The following is a 17,064-nucleotide window of genomic DNA, read 5'->3' as shown; positions in this document are numbered from 1 at the left end:
TGGTTATTGAAGTATCAGTTCGGCCTGTTTAAGCCGGAAAGGTAGTTTTGGCCGTACAGCGCCCCACCATTTTCCGTACCATTGCAGATTCTCCCGGTAATCTTCGAGTTCGAACGAGAGGCACTCGTTAAAATTGAATAGTTCCACAGAGGTATCCCGTACAATCACCATGGAAATATAGTAGGAGCCATCGTTCAGGAAATTGCCGGGTATCATGCATTCGCCCTCCACAATACCTTTATCGCAATGCGCCGGCGGGGAGGGGACATTAAAAATACACTCTCCGTTCGATGTAAACAGATGCAGCCCCACACTCAGCAACACATCGTCCTGCATGTTCCAGAACTGAAATTTAACTGTGAGCGGGGTCCTGATATCGAGGTATTCCTCAAAAACCTCCTGGTGCGGTACCAGCTCTACGGCTTTCATACGCACCCACTCATTGCCGGGGGCCTCTGCCGGTGTATGCCAGTGCTGCTTCAGTTTAGCCTGCTGGGTAGTAGCCAGGTATTTATTCACGACACTGTTTACGTCTCCGATGGCTTTTAATTTACCCTGGTTCAGCCACAGCGCCTTATCGCAGAGCGTTTTAACGGCCTGCATGCTGTGGCTTACAAACAGGATCGTCCTGCCGCTGTGCTGCGAAACTTCCCGCATTTTCCCAAGGCACTTCTTCTGAAAATCAGCATCGCCCACGGCCAGCACTTCATCCACAATCAGGATGTCCGGCTCCAGGTGGGCAGCCACGGCAAAGGCCAGGCGCACGTACATACCCGACGAATACCGTTTTACCGGGGTGTCAATAAACTTTTCGACGTTGGAAAAAGCCACAATTTCATCAAACTTCTTCCTTATTTCGTCTTTGCTCATGCCCAGGATGTACCCGCTGATGTAGATGTTCTCCCGCCCCGTAAGCTCTTTATGAAAGCCGGTGCCCACCTCCAGCAGACTGCTGATCTTCCCCCTGCCCTTCACGGTGCCGCTGGTAGGCCGAACGATGCGTGAAATAATTTTGAGCAAGGTGGATTTGCCAGACCCGTTGCTGCCAATAATACCCATTACATCGCCATGCCTTACCTGGAAATTAATGTCCTGTAGTGCCAGTATGGACTGATGCTGGGCTGCCGGGTTAAATTCTCCGTCAAGCTGAAAGTACGGGTCTTGCTTTTTTAAGACGTAGGTGGTCCACCAGCGCTGTAAGTCACGGCGAAAGGAGCCGGTACTGATGGTGCCCAGGCGGTACATCTTAAACAGGTTTTCTACTTCGATTACTACGTCCGGCATAACTTTACTTTTTATATTACATCTATCAGCTTGTCTCCCTGCTTGTTGAAAAACAACACAGCCCCCACCAACACCAACACGGTAAACAATACACTATAGAGTAACTGAAAGGGTGTAAGCGAGCCTTCTCCTAGTAAAGACAAACGGAACAATTCAAACAAAGGCGTAAGCGGGTTTAACTGCACAATCCAGCGGGTTTTCTCCGGAATGGCCACCAGCGGATATATAACCGGTGTTACGAACAGAAGCAGCCGAATGCCCAGGGCAACCAGGTTCGTCATGTCGCGGTACTTGGCAGTTACCACGGAAAACAGCAAGCCCAGCCCCAAGCCCATTGCCCCGATAAACAGGATGGCAAAAGGGAAAGCCAGCATCCACACACCAAAAGGCAACGTTAAACCCTGGAACACACTGTAATAAACAATAACCAGCAGAAACATGACCAGCTGGATCAGGAAACGCAGAAAATGCGTGCTGAGCACCGACACGGGCATAATGATACGCGGAAAATAGACTTTGGCAAACACTTCGGCATTTTCGCGGAAGGTACTGGAAGTTCCGGTAAAGCTGTCGCTGAAAAAGTTCCAGAGAATAATGCCGGAGGCGTAGAACACGACCGGCGGCAGCCCCCCTGTCGAAATCCCCACGAGCTTGTTAAACACAACCATATAAGTAACCAGCGTTAATATTGGCTGCAGCAGCACCCACAAAGGCCCCAGTACCGTCTGGTGGTAGTACAGCAAAAAATGACGACGCACCATCCCCTGCAGCAAATGGCGGTATAACCAAAGCTCCTTTACCCCATGACTCCAAAAACTGGTCTTATTGCTTATCTCCCAGTCCCACTTACCATTTGATGATACCATGATCCGAACATTAACAGGAATACAAACTTTTACATAAAAAACAAAATAAAGTTGTGGGTTAAATTAAAAAATATAGCGAAATAATGCATTAAAACACATCTATTTGTAACACCTGATAAACGAATACGACATGCCCAGGCTATTAACCGTAAACCACAACCAGAGGCAAAAGCCCGTGTGCTGCTTCCGGAAAGGTCTTTTCCCTGACCGGTTCCTGCAGCAGGTTTTAAGCACCGCAGCGGAGGCAGCACTTCCCACACCACATATAACCACCTGGTTTACAGATAATTTCTACTGTATTGGCAACTTTCTTTCTTTTGCCCGGATGAACGCCTGTTTTTATCTGACTGCCGCTGCCACCACAGCCTTACATCAGCTGCTAAAGCTGTGGTGACAGTGGCTGCAGTTAACGAAACATATACTTCGGACAACACCGGTCTCCTCCTGCACGTGAGGCAGCCCCCCAGCATTATGCTGTTGCAGAAACAAGCCAGGTGGAAGGAAAAAACCAGGCTTCTTTTTGCTTTCAGGCAAAAAATATCACTTCAGTTCAGCTAAAAGAATTCTAATGGATTTTTAATGTCAAAATAGTGTAACTTTTTATTGTAAAACCGATATAATAATACTCAATACTCCGCTATTGTAACCTTGGAATTATCCTGCATCTTTCGCAGACTACTGTGTAAACGTGCACAGGAGCAGAATATGGTATAACTGGCCGATTGCTATGAAAAGATTTACAACGCTGTTTTTGTGTGTTTATGCAACGCTGGCATCTTTCAATCTTGCTGCTCAACAAGCAGTAAAAGGCTTTTATGCTATAAAAAACCTGGCGTCCTTGTCCATCGCAATCAATACCGCCGATAAACCACAATCTAAGGTATGGTCTTATGACGGAAAGCATTGGGCAGTATTAGCAAACGAGGCGGGCACCCATGTCTGGCGGCTTGATGGCACCTCCTGGACCAAGGTACTCACCATAGCATCCAGCACCTCCCCCCGGGCCGACTGCAAGGTGGTAGACAATGTGGTACACATCCTGCTCTTCAGGGGCTCCTCTGCTGACTCTTACTTGTTATCGCTGGAGTATGTTCCGGGTTTACAAACTTACAAGCTCTGGTCGCGCAGACCTGAAAAGATAGACCTGCCCCTGCAGGAAGGCGTTGAAACAGCCACCATGGATATCGACGGTACCGGCAGGATGTGGATAGCCCACGATGGTAAACACGATGTGTATGTACAGTGGAGCGATCCGCCTTATAAAACCTGGAGCGCCCCGATAACCATAGCCACCGGAATAACAGACGATGACATCAGTGGCATTATTGCCATGCCCGATAAAATTGGCGTGCTTTGGTCTAACCAGAATACCAAGCGTTTCGGTTTTAAAACTCACGCAAACGGAGCAGCCCCCACGGCCTGGTCAGCAGATGAGGTGCCGGCCTCGCAGTCGGCTCTGGATGTTGGCAAAGGCATGGCCGACGACCACCTGAACATGGCCGTAGCCAGCGACGGAACCTTATACTGTGCTGTTAAAACCAGTTACGACGAACCCGGATATCCCAAACTGGCCCTGCTGGTGCGCCGTCCGCAAGGTACCTGGGACGACCTCTACAGAATTACAAGCACAGAAGGGACCAGACCGATTGTGCTCCTGAACGAAACTTTTGGAAAGATGAAAGTAGTATACACGTCAGCCGAAAGAGGCGGAAGGTTAGTATATAGGGAATCTGCTTTGTCTAAAATTGCTTTCAGTCCTCCATTCACACTTATCAATGGGTTTCATAACTATGCCACCAGCAGCAAAGACAACTTCAGTACCGATGTAGTGATTCTGGCTACAAACATGAACCCTATAGCGCAGGGAAATACCTGGGAAGCAGTTGGCGTACTGGCAACAGATGTGGAAGGCGTAACAGTTTATTCTGAAAGTGAAGAGGGAGAACTGCTCGCCTACCCAAACCCTCTCCAAACTCAAACCACTATTACCTTCGCTGTTCAGGAGAGTGGAGATTATACTCTGGACTTGTATGATAGTAAAGGCATATTTGTTTCCAGCCTGGAGCAGGGTATAGCAGAGGCTGGTGAAGTTTATTCAACTAAACTGAATACATATCTCAAGGGAGGCCTGTATTTCGTCAGGTTACAGACAGAAAACAGGACCAAGACCCTGAAGCTGGTTATCCAGAATTAGTGCTGCATGCGGTATACTCCACTTCCAGACGTCAGCTGGAATAAATATGCAGGCAGCATAGCCTGTTGCTACACTTAAGTCATCTTCACCCTTAGTATATTTTTTATGGATGATGTAACGCCTTTTTTCAGTATCGTGATACCTCTTTATAACAAAGAGACACATATAGCCGATACCCTCCTGTCTGTGTTCAACCAAAGCTTTCAGGACTATGAAGTAATTATTGTAAATGACGGCTCTACAGACAGGAGCCTGGCTATAGCGGAGACTTTTTACGACACCCGCATTAAAATTTTTTCGATCGCAAACGGGGGCGTATCCGCAGCACGGAACTATGGCGTGGGCCATGCGCAATCTGCTTTCATAGCCTTCCTGGATGCTGACGATACCTGGGAACCTTCTTTTCTCGAAGAAATGAAGCACCTGATTGAGCGATATCCTGCCTGTGGCCTGTATTCTTCTTCATACACGGTATTAGAGCAAAACAAGGTTTACGACAAGTGCAGGCATTTGCCGGAAGGATTTGTGCAGAACTACTTCGAAACAGAATTTAAACACGGAATCTCAAGACTCTCGGCCACTGTTGTGCGGAAAGCCGTTTTTGATGCAACAGGCGGATTTCCGGCAGGTATGGTGAGCGGCGAAGACAGTTACTTCTGTGCCAGGGTTGCCCTTAAGTATGCGATGGCCTTTACGCCAAAACTTCTGGTTACCTACAACAAAAGGTTCAGCGGCATAAATCTTCGCTATTGCCAGGCCGATAGCTGCCGGGAGTCCTGGTTTGATTTATATGAGGAAGGGGATTTCTACAGGAACGAACTGCTTGCTGACAAAGCCATCAGGGCAGGCATCAGATATGCACTTGGGTTTCATAAAAGCAGGAGCATCCTGATAGAAAAACGGACAGAATTTACTATGTTATCTAAAAAGAGGTGGAGATATCTCTTTATCTTAAACAGGCTCCCTTACCCCGGCATTGTTCTGCTTAAAAGAGCAAAATATATCTATAGCCTTACAAAACTGCTGAACAGCTGGGTCAGCATGACAACGCCGCTGTACACGGTTCCAAACATGAGCAAAATGAAGCAGCGATGGCAGGCCCGGGCAGCCTCCGTTTTACATGTTTGCAAAGAACTACTGATAAATTCAGCCCGGCAGGACGGACAGTTTTAGCGCCTGTTCAACTTATGGCTTTGCCTGTAATAACGGCAGCCCCTACTATTTTCCGTAAGCCGGCAACCGGCTTACTCTTTACGGGCTGTCTGGGCACCCGATGTCATGTCAGCGAAAGCAGCTTTTTCACTGCCCACCCTGATGTCGTCAAAGTAGGCTATTCGTTTACTTACCTCGGAGGTGCCATGCTTAAAGGAAGCCTTATACAGCCCGATCTTCCATTTTGGCAACATTACATTATTGTACATGTTGCCCCCTTTATGGGTAAGTATCTTCTCGCCATTGTGCCACACTTCTACCAGGCCATCCTCGCCATAGGAATGCACAAAATGAAACACAAACTCATGCCAGGTATTCTTGGTTACAGCTCCCAGTTCAATCTTCTTCCGGCCTCCCGGCGCTACACCATCCGACACCTGCTTTGCATTGTAGCCAACATCTAAAATAAACTTGTCTCTTTTCACGCGCAAAGCGGTAGCAGGACTCCCGCCATCTTCTCCCAGATGGTAATCGGGCCGTTGTCGCCACTGGCTGATGATTTCCTGTTCAGAATCGGTGGCAAAGCCATCTGAAGGAAAGTAAACAGCAAAGGAGTACCACCTGTTTTTGTCCGGAACAGCATCTACAATGGTTACTTCCGACCTTTTACCATTTTTAACCAGCGGCTGATCTTCCCTGATCTCGAAGCGGACGGCTTTTCGCCCCCTGTACACAGGGCTGTTTACATATTGCAGGGCGTATTGCCAGTCGCCTGTTTCCAGGTTGTGCGCCGTAGAAAAAGGGTTGGCCCCTTCAAAGGTTTCCTCGAACAAAAGCTTATCAGAAGCACCCGGGGCAACAGACCCGGGTGGTGCAGCCTGCTCATATTGTTTATAAGAAAAAGTCATCAGACAAACCAGGACAAAGACTGGCAGGAAACGTGAGGGAGCAACCATTAGAATAATCTGTTTATATTTTAAAAAAAGCTGTAATTACTCCTACTTCTTACGTAGTAAGGAAAGACTGGTTTTTGCTACCGGCGCCCTTAAAACGTGCACCAGGGTTTAGCTGCTGCTGAGGTGCCCGGAAAGCGGAGGAGGAAGGCCCGGGCAGGTATGAACAAGTTGTAAAACAAATCAAAAAAGAGCGACTTACGACTGTTTATTTGAAGAGCGCCAACCCTGCAGCCTTCATAACAACCCGGCCAGGAACAGGCAGGCGAGCAACAGGCAAAAACTTTACTCGGTGAAAAACAATATTAGTATATGTAAATTAACCATTCACCCACCAAAAACAGCCTTTAACCAAAATAAACCACAACACCACAACCGTACCCCTTGATTTAAGTATATTTTTTATAACAAAAATATTAAAAACAATTTGTTAATATAAAAATAAAGCAAAAGCAACATCTGGCAGCCCAACTTTTTGAAAAAGGTCACTCTAAACACTCAAAGCTATGACAAACAATTACAAAGCCACTACACCCCGGACAACTGTCCTGGCAGCTGCAACACCCTTGTTTTTACATAACAAATCAGTATGCAACCTAAGGCAATGCGCGATGGCTCACGATCAGACGCACCTGGTTCAGTCTTCCGTTTGAACAGCATCATAAAAGCCCTTGTGCTACGCCAAAGCAACGCAACCACCACCACTCTCACCAGGAGTTGCTGAAACCGGCTCCTGCTAAAAAAGAAAAGTAGAGCATTCTCTCCCTCGGCCTGTAAACTAGCAGGGCAAGCAATGGCAAGTGCACTGCTGTTGTTTAACCTGTAACCGGGCAGGCTAGCTTCGTCAGTAAACAATACAGTCAGTAAGGTGCATTGGAAGGTAACCTCTTTAAGCCTGCTGTTGAACCTGAGAACAACCTATTAAAAGTAAAACTTATGAATACCTCAAGACAAATACACCCATCCTTCTATCTGGGAGGAGATATGCTTACCCTCCTCCTGACGTTTTTAGTTTCGCTTCACTTTTTTAACGACAGCAAAAACCCTGAGCTGGAGTGGAGTATTTTTGCAGGCTTCCTCTTGCTCTGGTTCGTGATCGGATACTGGAGAAACCTGTACTTCTCTAACTTTTACAACAGGTTCAGTGCGCGTATTTCGAGCTACATCAAAGCCTATTTCATTTTGCTGGGGCTGGTGTTCCTTTCCTATATATTGTTTTCCTTTCCGGTGCCTGACAGAGAAGTGATGGCAGCCTTTGTGGTTGGTTTTCCGATATTGGGCGTTTCAGTAAATTATTTAATATTAAAAGCTGTAAACCAGGTAAAAAATATACCCAACGAAACAAAGTATGCCCTTGTAGCGGGCGTAGGCAATCCGGCAAGATATGTGGAGAAAGAGTTTTACTCAAACCCGGCCGCTGGCTACAGGATCAAGGGATTTATTAACTGTAAAAAGAATGAACAGTGCCTGGTAGAGCAGGAAAGGGTGGTGGGCAACCTGGACAGCATGCGCCAGTTCCTGAAAGATAACCCCGTAGACGAGATTGTAATTGCTTTACCGGTTAAAACCTCTAAAAAAGTCCGCAACATTATAGAAGCCGCTGATTACCATGGCATCCGGGTGAAATACATTCCGGACTACCAGGGCTTACTGGGCAAACATTACAAGCCGGTGCGGGTTGGGCAGCTGGATGCGGTAGATGTAAGGCACTTACCGCTCGACGAGAAATTCTCTTTCTACCTCAAAAACGCCTTCGATAAAGTATTTGCCCTGGCTGCACTCACCATGTTGGCACCTGTGTTCCTGGTGCTGGCCATCCTGATCAAGCTCGAATCCCCGGGCCCTGCGTTTTACTGCCCTACCCGGATCGGGAAAGGCGGCAAGCCCTTTAAGGTGTATAAGTTCAGAAGCATGCGGCAAAACGACGCTGCCACCGGCGGCACCTTGTCTACCCAGAAAGACGATGCCCGCATTACGGGAACAGGCAAGTTTATCAGGAAATACAGCATCGACGAGTTGCCGCAGTTCATAAACGTGCTCCTGGGCGACATGAGCGTGGTGGGCCCCCGACCGCACAGAAGCTTCCTGAACCAGCAGTTCCAGGAAAGTGAAGACAAGTACATGATCAGGCACTACTTTAAACCAGGCATTACAGGCTGGGCACAGGTAAACGGCTGGCGCGGACCAACCGACACAAAAGAACAACGCAACCAACGTACCGTGCACGACCTGTGGTATGTGGAAAACTGGTCTTTGCTCCTCGATATTAAAATTATTTACCTGACTGTTTTTGGGAAGAAGGTACACAACAACGCTTTCTAAACCTGTACCACCAGGCTCAGGACACGGACAATACAAGCGGTTTAAAACTCATCAGGCAGGAGAAAGCCGGTTTCCAACCCTATGGAAGCCGGCTTTCTCCTGTTTTAGCTGCCGCAACTACTTTTATTCCAGTCCGGGCTGAAAAAAAATTTCAGGGAGCATGCAACCCTTCCTGGTGCTGCTGCATCTATACAGTACAAAGCAGCCGCACCTGTTCCTGTTGCAGCTGCGATGCGCGCCTTTTCTACCCGTAAAACTATGAAAGAGTACCTGGTCCTGTTCCGCTCCCGAACCGGAGTGGAACAGGATAAAACCAGTCCGCCTGACTGCTTACACAACCACGCCAGTCTTTTTATAAAACCTCATCTTCCGGTTAGTTCTCCGTGATATTTTGTACAGCAGCGGGAATGGTGGCAGGAGCTGCAAAGTAAATGGCAGCAGTTTAGAGGCTAAAAAGCTGCCTAAGCCGGCAGATAGCGGCCAGCCAGCCGGGTGAAACTGCTGATCTGTTGCTGCACCCAGCGCTCATCCTGGCCGAGTTCCTGCGCCAGAATAGCAGCAACCTTCGGCGCCATCCGGATCGCGGCCCTGGCATCCAGGAACAGCACCCGCAACCTTCTGGCCAGTACATCTTCCACGGTTCTGGCCATTTCGTGCCGCACGGCCCACACCACCTCTGCCTGCCTGTAGGGGAAATCTTCGTGCAACCTGCTGCCAAGTTCTGCTCTGCCAGCCACCAAAGCCTCTATTGCTGCCGCATCGCTCCCGTAAACGGCCAGGTGGCCGGCGGTGTGAGTTGCGGCCTGGTAACCGTGTATTTTGATGGCTGCCGTCGGGCAGGGTACTGCTGGTAAACCCGCTGCTTTAATCGCTGCATCTACTGTGTCTGCTGCCATTTTGCGGTAGGTCGTCCATTTGCCGCCAGTTATCGTGATAAGCCCGGAGGGGGCTACAATTAACTTATGGCTGCGGGAAATTTCTTTGGTGCTTTCCGGGGTGCCGGCAGGCGCCGCCAACGGGCGCAATCCGGCAAAAACACTCCGCACATCCTGGCGGGTAGGCTTGCGGCTCAGGTACCGCCCCGCCGTCTGCAGTATAAAAGTTATTTCATCTGAAAGGGCATCTGGTTCCAGGCTGCTACTGTGAAGCGGCGTGTCTGTGGTGCCAACCAGCACATGCCGGTACCACGGAATGGCAAACAGCACACGCCCATCCGGTGTTTCAGGTATCATCAGGGCTGTTTCGCCTGGCAGGAAGCTGCTGTCTACAACCACATGCACCCCCTGGCTCGGCCGCACCAGCGGCTCACCAGCCGGCTTGTCCATGTGCAGCACGGTATCTACAAACACACCAGTGGCATTTATGACCACCCTGGCCTGTAACCGGTACTCCCGTCCGCTTTCCAGGTCCTGCGCCTGTACGCCTGTAATGCGCCCGCGGTCATCTTTCAGCAAACTTGTCACCTGTACATAATTCAGCAGCACGCCGCCCTGCCCGGCACAGGTCTGCGCCAGGTTTATAGCTAAACGGGCATCATCGAACTTACCGTCGTAGTACCTGATGCCGCCTTTCAGCCCGCTCTTTTCGATGGTTGGCAGCAGTGCAAATACTTTTTCCCGGGAAAGGAACGAGGTTTTCCGGAACCGGAAGCGGCCGGCCATCCAGTCGTAAATTGTTAAGCCGGCGCCATAAAAAAGCTTGCGCCACCAGCTGTAACAGGGAATGATAAAAGGCTGCTCCTTTACCAGGTGCGGCGCATTTTGCAGCAGCAGTCCCCTCTCCTGCAGGGCCTCGAACACCAGCCGGATATTGCCCTGCGCCAGGTACCGCACGCCCCCGTGCACCAGTTTGGTGCTCCGGCTTGAAGTACCCTTCGCAAAGTCCGACTGCTCCAGCAGCAGGGTTGTAAAGCCTCTTGCAGCTGCATCCAGGGCCACTCCCAGGCCGGTAGCCCCTCCGCCAATCACCAGCACATCCCAAACCAAGGGCCCGGATTCTATCCTGCCGATAAATTGTGCCCGATCAAACGGGAGCCTGCCGGTTGCTGCCTGTCCTGCGTCCATAACCAATGCTGTGGTGGCTGGTTGTCTCCTGCTCCTGCTAATACCGAACCGGCAGGAGTAACAGGCTGTTTATTCCTGTGGCGGCACCAGCACCTTATCAATAATATGCACTACGCCATTAGAGGCATCCAAGTCAGATCGTAGCACCGTGGCTCCACCCACCAGTACCACCTGCCCGTTGCGCTTGATAATCACATCATCGCCCTGCGCCGTTTTCTCGGTCATGCTGGCCTGCATATCGGCGGTGGTTAGTTTGTTATTGAGCACATGCGCCTGCAGCAGCCGTTTCAGCTCCGTTTGGTTGTCAGCCCTTTTCAGGTTTTCAACAGTACCCGCCGGAAGCGCCTCGAACGCTTTGTTGTTGGGCGCAAAAAAGGTGTAGGAAGCCGGGCTTTGCAACACATTTACCATACCTGCCGCCTTTACCAATTCCAGCAACGTAGACAGGTCAGGGTTCTGCTGCACAATCGCTACGATGCTCATATCACGCCCCACCTGGTTGTCGACAGAAACATTGCCTCTGACCTGTTCTTCATCCGTGGTATCTCCAAGCGGTACATCCGGTGCGTTTTCATAAGCCTGTTCAGCCACACTTTTGTCTAAAACCTCCACATCGGTGGTGGTATCGGTACTGGAGCAGCCAGGCAATAACACCGAAAACATAAACAGCACCAGGGGGCATAGCATTTCTCTTTTCATAGTCGTTTTGTCTTTCTTGTTTTTAGTTACTGCTTTAGAGCATGTTTAAATTCCGTCCTTTGCGCTACAAATTGCCCGGAAAGGAACCTGACTTCATATTTTTCTCGCACCATAGCGCTGCTATGCTGCTCAAAAAACATTTCGTCAGAACCCTTCCCGAACAATTTTCGCTTGCTAAAACGAAATTTAAACATACTCTTAGTTCTACGACATACAACTAAAAGAAGAAAAAATTTGCTTAAAAAATGTATTTACCGGAAAGCAATCTCTTAAAAGCCAGGAAGAAAACAATGCCGGTTCTGATGCTTCAGCGTACGCCACAGCCACTGTCCATACCTGGTCGGTGTTTCAACACTTACTATAAAAATATTTACCTTAACCTATATATAACTTTCATTCACCAAAATCCCCTCCTATAATCCTGTTTAAGCCCGTCATTATCACAACATTACCGTAATATTAACTTTACCATAAGTTTACATTTCCAGTGCCTGTTTAGGTTTTATGCAGAATTACTACTTATCCATCCGGGGCTTTTGCATTCTGCTGTGGCTTTTGCACAGCCTGATGTTCCCTGCCGCAACTGCACCTAACCATAATTAATCTGATTGACGATGTTAAGACTATCCCTACTTCTTTGTTCTTTCGTGGCACTCCTTTCCCTTAAATCAGCTGCCCAAACCAGTATGGTACCTTTCGGCTCTTCCTGGAAATACCTGGACGACGGAAGCAACCAGGGCACCGCCTGGCGTTCCGCCTCTTTTAGCGACGGTAGCTGGGAAAGCGGCAACGGGGCTTTTGGCTACGGCGACAGCGGGCTCTCCACCACCATAGATTATGGGCCTAACTTCAACAAGAAATACATTACCACCTACTTCCGGAAAAGTTTTAGCATCCCGGATGCTACCATGTATGCCGGCTATACTGCCAGGGTTAGAAGAGACGATGGCATCGTGCTCTATGTGAACGGCGTGGAGGTATTACGCAACAATATGCCCTCCGGCACCATCACCTATACAACAGAAGCCGCATCAAGCAGCGAAGAAACAATCAGTTTCCCCCTGCAAGCTGCGGCTTTCAGGAGCGGCACCAACGTTATTGCAGTGGAAGTACACCAGGCGGATGGAAAGGATGCTGACCTTTCGTTTGACCTGGAGCTTACCGGCCAGTACAGCCTGGTGGTGAACACTTCCGGCAGCGGCACCGTTACCCGGAGCCCCAGCCAGACCACCTACGCCAGCGGCAGTACCGTTACGTTAACGGCCAGACCCGATCCTGACTTTGTTTTTACCGGCTGGAGCGGCGCCGCTTCGGGCACGGCCAACCCGCTGACGGTAACCATGAGCGGCAACAAGGTCATCACTGCCGGCTTTGTTCCTGTTGAGCGAAAGGTAACAGGCTTTGTACTCGTAGATGCCGATTCGGAGCAGGATATCCAACCCATTGCCGACGGTGCTGTCATCAGCCTGGCCTCGCTGCCTTCTTCTAAACTCAATATCCGCACCACTACCACGCAGGCCTCGGTAGACAATATGGTCTTTGAACTGAGCGGCACCCAGCGTAAAAACTACACCGACAATGCCGCACCTTTTGCCCTGCACGGCGACAACGGCGACGGCAACTTCTACTACGGCAACTGGAACCCGCCGGAAACAGGAACCTATACCCTCAAAGCCACTCCCTACTCCGGAAGCGGCACCCCCGGCACCTCCCTCTCCATCACTTTTACAGTTGTAGAAGATGCCAGCGCCCCGCCTCCTGCCGAGCAATACAGCCTGGCGCTAAGCACCTCGGGCAGCGGCACCGTTACCAGAAGCCCCGACCAAACGACCTATGACAGCGGCAGTACCGTCTCCTTAACAGCTACGCCAGCATCAGGCTATGCCTTTGCAGGCTGGAGCGGAGACGCATCCGGCACTACTAATCCACTGTCGGTGACCATGAACAGCAACAAATCCATCACAGCTACTTTTACCGCTGTTAGTCCCTCTGTATACACCCTATCGGTGAGTACTACGGGGGGTGGTACTGTTACAAAAAGCCCGGATCAAACCACCTACGCCAGCGGCAGCACCGTTACCCTGACGGCCACGCCAGCCACAGGCTTTTCCTTCGACGGCTGGAGCGGCGATGCCACAGGCACAACCAATCCGCTGGCGGTGACCATGACGGGTAACAAAGCCATTACAGCCACCTTTACTGCTGTTTCTGGTGAGCAACAGCTAACAGGCTTTGTACTCGTAGACTCCGACTCGGAGCAGGACATCCGGCCCATCACCGACGGTGCTGTTATCAGCCTGGCTTCGCTGCCTTCTACCAAACTCAATATCCGCACTGTCTCTTCCACATCCTCGATAGGGAGCACGAAACTCGAACTGCAAGGTCCCCAAAGCAAGGTCCACACCGACAATGCAGCCCCCTTTGCGCTGCACGGCGATAATGGCGATGGCAACTACTACTACGGCAACTGGAACCCGCCCGCAACCGGCACCTACACCCTCAGGGCCACCCCGTACTCCGGCAGCGACGGAACCGGCACGCCGGGTACCCCGCTCACCGTCTCTTTTTCTTTTGTGACAGATGATGATGTCACTCCTCCCCCTGCCGAAGCATACAGCCTGGCCGTAAGCACTTCCGGCAGCGGCACCCTTTCGAAAAGCCCGGACCAGACCACCTACGCCGGCGGCAGCACCGTTACCCTGACAGCCACGCCTGCCACAGGCTTTTCCTTCGACGGCTGGAGCGGCGATGCTTCGGGCGCGAGCAATCCGCTGGCCCTCACGATGAACAGCAACAAGTCCGTTACAGCTAATTTCGTTTCTGTTTCAGGTGCGCAGCAGGTAACAAGTTTTGTGTTCGTGGATTCAGGAACGGAGCAGGACATGCAAACGATCACAAACGGGGCTGTCATCAGCCTGACCGCCTCCAAGGTAAACATCCGCGCCAATACCTCCCCGGCGTCGGTGGGCAGTGTGATCTTTGAACTGAGTGGCGCCCAAAGCAAAACCTACACCGACAACGCCTCCCCCTACGCCCTGCACGGCGACAATGGCAGCGGCAACTACTACTATGGCAACTGGAACCCGCCGGCGCCAGGAACCTATACGCTCAAAGCTACCCCATACTCCGGAAGCAATGGTAGCGGTACAGCCGGCATCCCACTAACCGTCTCCTTCACTATCAGCTCGATACGCCTGACCCGCGGCCCTTACCTTCAAATGGGCAACCAGACCGCCATGACCTTGCGCTGGCGAACCTCCGAACCCACCGATTCCAGGATAGAAGTCGGCACCACCTTCGGCACCTACTCCTTTTCCGCCACCAACCCTACGGTTACAACCGAACACGAGGTCAGGATTAGCGGTTTGAGCCCCGGCACCAGATACTACTACCGCTTCGGCAGCTCTTCCCAGATACTGCAGGCCGACCAGAGCAACTTCTTCAACACCGCTCCTTCCGCCAACACCACCAGGAAAATCAGGATTGCCGCCTTTGGCGATTGCGGAGCAGACGACAACGGCAACCGCACCGGCTCCCTGAGCTCTTACCTGAAACATACTGGTGGTAGTCCGGCAGAACTGATGCTGCTGCTGGGCGACAACGCCTATGCCGATGGTACCGATGCCGACTACCAGAAGGAGTTCTTTACGCCCTTTGGCAATAACCTCCTCAAGAACCATGTGCTGTTCCCGGCTCCCGGCAACCATGATTACCATAATATTGCGCTGACCGAACGGAATGCCGGCGGCTACTACAAAAGCTTCTCGATGCCCACGGCAGGCGAGTGCGGCGGCGTACCCTCCGGTTCCAAAGCCTTCTACTCCTTCGACTGGGGCAACATCCACTTCATCAGCCTCGACTCTTACGGTGTGGAAGCCCTGGACAATACGCTGCTTTACGACACAACGGGCGTGCAGGTACAGTGGCTGAAGCAAGACCTGGCAGCCAATACGAAACAATGGGTGATCGCCTACTGGCACCACCCGCCCTACTCCATGGGCACCCACAACTCAGACACAGAAGCGGACCTGGTGCAGATACGCCAGAAAGTAGTGCGCATCCTGGAGCGGTACGGGGTAGACCTGGTGCTTACTGCCCACAGCCACAACTACGAGCGCTCTTACCTGATGGACCAGTATTACGACAACGAAGCTTCTTTCGACCTGGCCACCCACACCAAAAGCAGCTCCAGCGGGAAATACAATGGCAGCGCCAACTCCTGCGTCTACGTGACGGCCTCCGGAAGCCGGAACCACGGAACGGTGTATGTGGTGGAAGGTTCTTCGGGTAATTCGGGTGAGGTAGAAGCCGGTTTTCCGCACAAGGCCATGCCCTTTGCCGTAGACGATGGTGGCATGCTCTACCTGGAGGTGGAAGACAACCGCTTAGACTGCAAGATGCTGCGCAAGGACGGCACCATCTTCGACCAGTTCACCATCATGCAGGATGTGAATAAAACGACTACCATCGACACAACTCCCGGCAGCCAGGTGCAGCTGACCGCCTCCTGGGTCGGCACCTACCGGTGGTCTACCGGCGAAACCACACGCAGCATCACTGTTAGCCCGTCTGCCTCTACTGTTTACTCTGTGTCTGATGCTTACAACTGCCTGACCGATGTGTTTAACGTGAACACCGAACCGGTGGCTGCTGCTACCCAAAGCCTGACGGGCACTAACGACGGCGTTGTTCAGAATACCGGCAAGCTGGAAATATATCCGACTATCGTGAGGCGAGGCGCGCGTATCACGATCAGAACAAACGAGAAAGAAGCTGTGGAAGCTTTTGTGACCGACATCACCGGACGGGTTATTCAAACCCATAAATTCAGCGGCTCCTTCTCGATACAGACAAAAGATTTGCCGGCCGGCATGTACTTCATCAGCCTGGACGGAAGCAAATACCTGCCGGAGCATAAGTTTGTCGTTACCGATTAAACGCTGTCCGACTGGTCAGGCTGCTGCGAATTCACCACAAAACCAGCCTCTCAGAAAAAAAGCACCTGCCTTTGCCCATTATACAAAGGCAGGTGCGGAAAAGGTTAATTTGCCAGCCAAAAATTCTGCTGCTGCTGCAGCCACCACAGCCACTGCTCCTGAAAACCACGCACTGTCAGGTAAATTCACGCCCTTCTCGCCTTCACCTCCATCCCACCAGGCATTTAATACCAGCTAGTATTTACTCAGTTCCACAAAACAATTCCCTCTTTGTCATCCCCGAAGGGGACCTTGTTGGGCTTTAAATAGGGCCCCTACCCCAAACTGCAGTCAAGCTAACTACTGGAGGTCATGTAATGGAAGGTACTTTATGCGATTTGGTATAAATAAAAAAATCACAGCTCACACCAGTTCCTGCACATCGGCAATGAAGCCCGCCACTCACCCTGCTGTGGCAGCAGCACACTAAAATTATTGTGGTACCTAAAGGAGATGAGATTTACTTTAACTACTTTTGCAGGTTCGCATTTGTGCCGGCAGCGCCTTGCCGGAGAATTTTGAAAAAATATTTTGCTGCTTGCAACCCTTTTGCGG

General features: G+C 50.9%; 9 protein-coding genes. 4 read left to right on the top strand and 5 right to left on the bottom strand.

All coding sequences use genetic code 11. The features are described from left to right. Positions 1-3 precede the first annotated feature (3 nt). Both DCW36_RS09230 and DCW36_RS09225 read right to left on the bottom strand, forming a co-directional pair. Positions 4-1,284, bottom strand: coding sequence for an ABC transporter ATP-binding protein (locus DCW36_RS09230; RefSeq protein WP_114782251.1), 1,281 nt, complete (start codon positions 1,282-1,284; stop codon positions 4-6). A gap of 11 nt (positions 1,285-1,295) precedes the next feature. Beyond that, positions 1,296-2,150, bottom strand: a complete 855-nt coding sequence (locus DCW36_RS09225) for an ABC transporter permease (protein WP_164891085.1) — start codon at positions 2,148-2,150, stop codon at positions 1,296-1,298. A 727-nt stretch (positions 2,151-2,877) separates the two neighbouring features. Between DCW36_RS09225 and DCW36_RS09220 the strand changes: the two genes are divergently transcribed. Both DCW36_RS09220 and DCW36_RS09215 read left to right on the top strand, forming a co-directional pair. After that, a complete protein-coding gene (locus tag DCW36_RS09220; protein WP_125185387.1) occupies positions 2,878-4,344 on the top strand; it encodes a T9SS type A sorting domain-containing protein in 1,467 nt (488 codons plus the stop codon). A 105-nt stretch (positions 4,345-4,449) separates the two neighbouring features. Beyond that, on the top strand, positions 4,450-5,517 hold the full coding sequence (locus DCW36_RS09215; protein ID WP_114782248.1) for a glycosyltransferase family 2 protein: 1,068 nt from the start codon (positions 4,450-4,452) through the stop codon (positions 5,515-5,517). 71 nt (positions 5,518-5,588) lie between these two features. Here the strand turns inward: DCW36_RS09215 and DCW36_RS09210 are convergent, their stop codons facing one another. After that, positions 5,589-6,404, bottom strand: coding sequence for a polysaccharide lyase (locus tag DCW36_RS09210; protein WP_164891084.1), 816 nt, complete (start codon positions 6,402-6,404; stop codon positions 5,589-5,591). 981 nt (positions 6,405-7,385) lie between these two features. On the opposite strand from DCW36_RS09210, the gene DCW36_RS09205 reads away from it, so the two are divergent. Beyond that, positions 7,386-8,771 (top strand): undecaprenyl-phosphate glucose phosphotransferase, encoded by a 1,386-nt coding sequence (locus DCW36_RS09205; RefSeq protein ID WP_114782246.1) that lies wholly within the window; start codon positions 7,386-7,388, stop codon positions 8,769-8,771. 461 nt (positions 8,772-9,232) lie between these two features. Here the strand turns inward: DCW36_RS09205 and DCW36_RS09200 are convergent, their stop codons facing one another. After that, positions 9,233-10,834: a glycerol-3-phosphate dehydrogenase/oxidase gene (locus tag DCW36_RS09200; RefSeq protein WP_114782245.1), complete on the bottom strand. Its 1,602-nt coding sequence runs from the start codon at positions 10,832-10,834 to the stop codon at positions 9,233-9,235. A gap of 69 nt (positions 10,835-10,903) precedes the next feature. Then, the gene (locus DCW36_RS09195) at positions 10,904-11,533 is read right to left on the bottom strand and encodes a fasciclin domain-containing protein (protein ID WP_114782244.1); all 630 of its coding nucleotides are present in this window, start codon (positions 11,531-11,533) and stop codon (positions 10,904-10,906) included. A gap of 614 nt (positions 11,534-12,147) precedes the next feature. Between DCW36_RS09195 and DCW36_RS09190 the strand changes: the two genes are divergently transcribed. Then, positions 12,148-16,470: an InlB B-repeat-containing protein gene (locus DCW36_RS09190; RefSeq protein WP_114782243.1), complete on the top strand. Its 4,323-nt coding sequence runs from the start codon at positions 12,148-12,150 to the stop codon at positions 16,468-16,470. The last annotated feature ends 594 nt before the right edge of the window (positions 16,471-17,064 follow it).

Source organism: Botryobacter ruber, from assembly GCF_003347595.2.
Classification (GTDB): Bacteria; Bacteroidota; Bacteroidia; order Cytophagales; family Hymenobacteraceae; genus Pontibacter; species Pontibacter ruber_A.
This window is presented reverse-complemented; position numbering and strand designations above follow the sequence as displayed.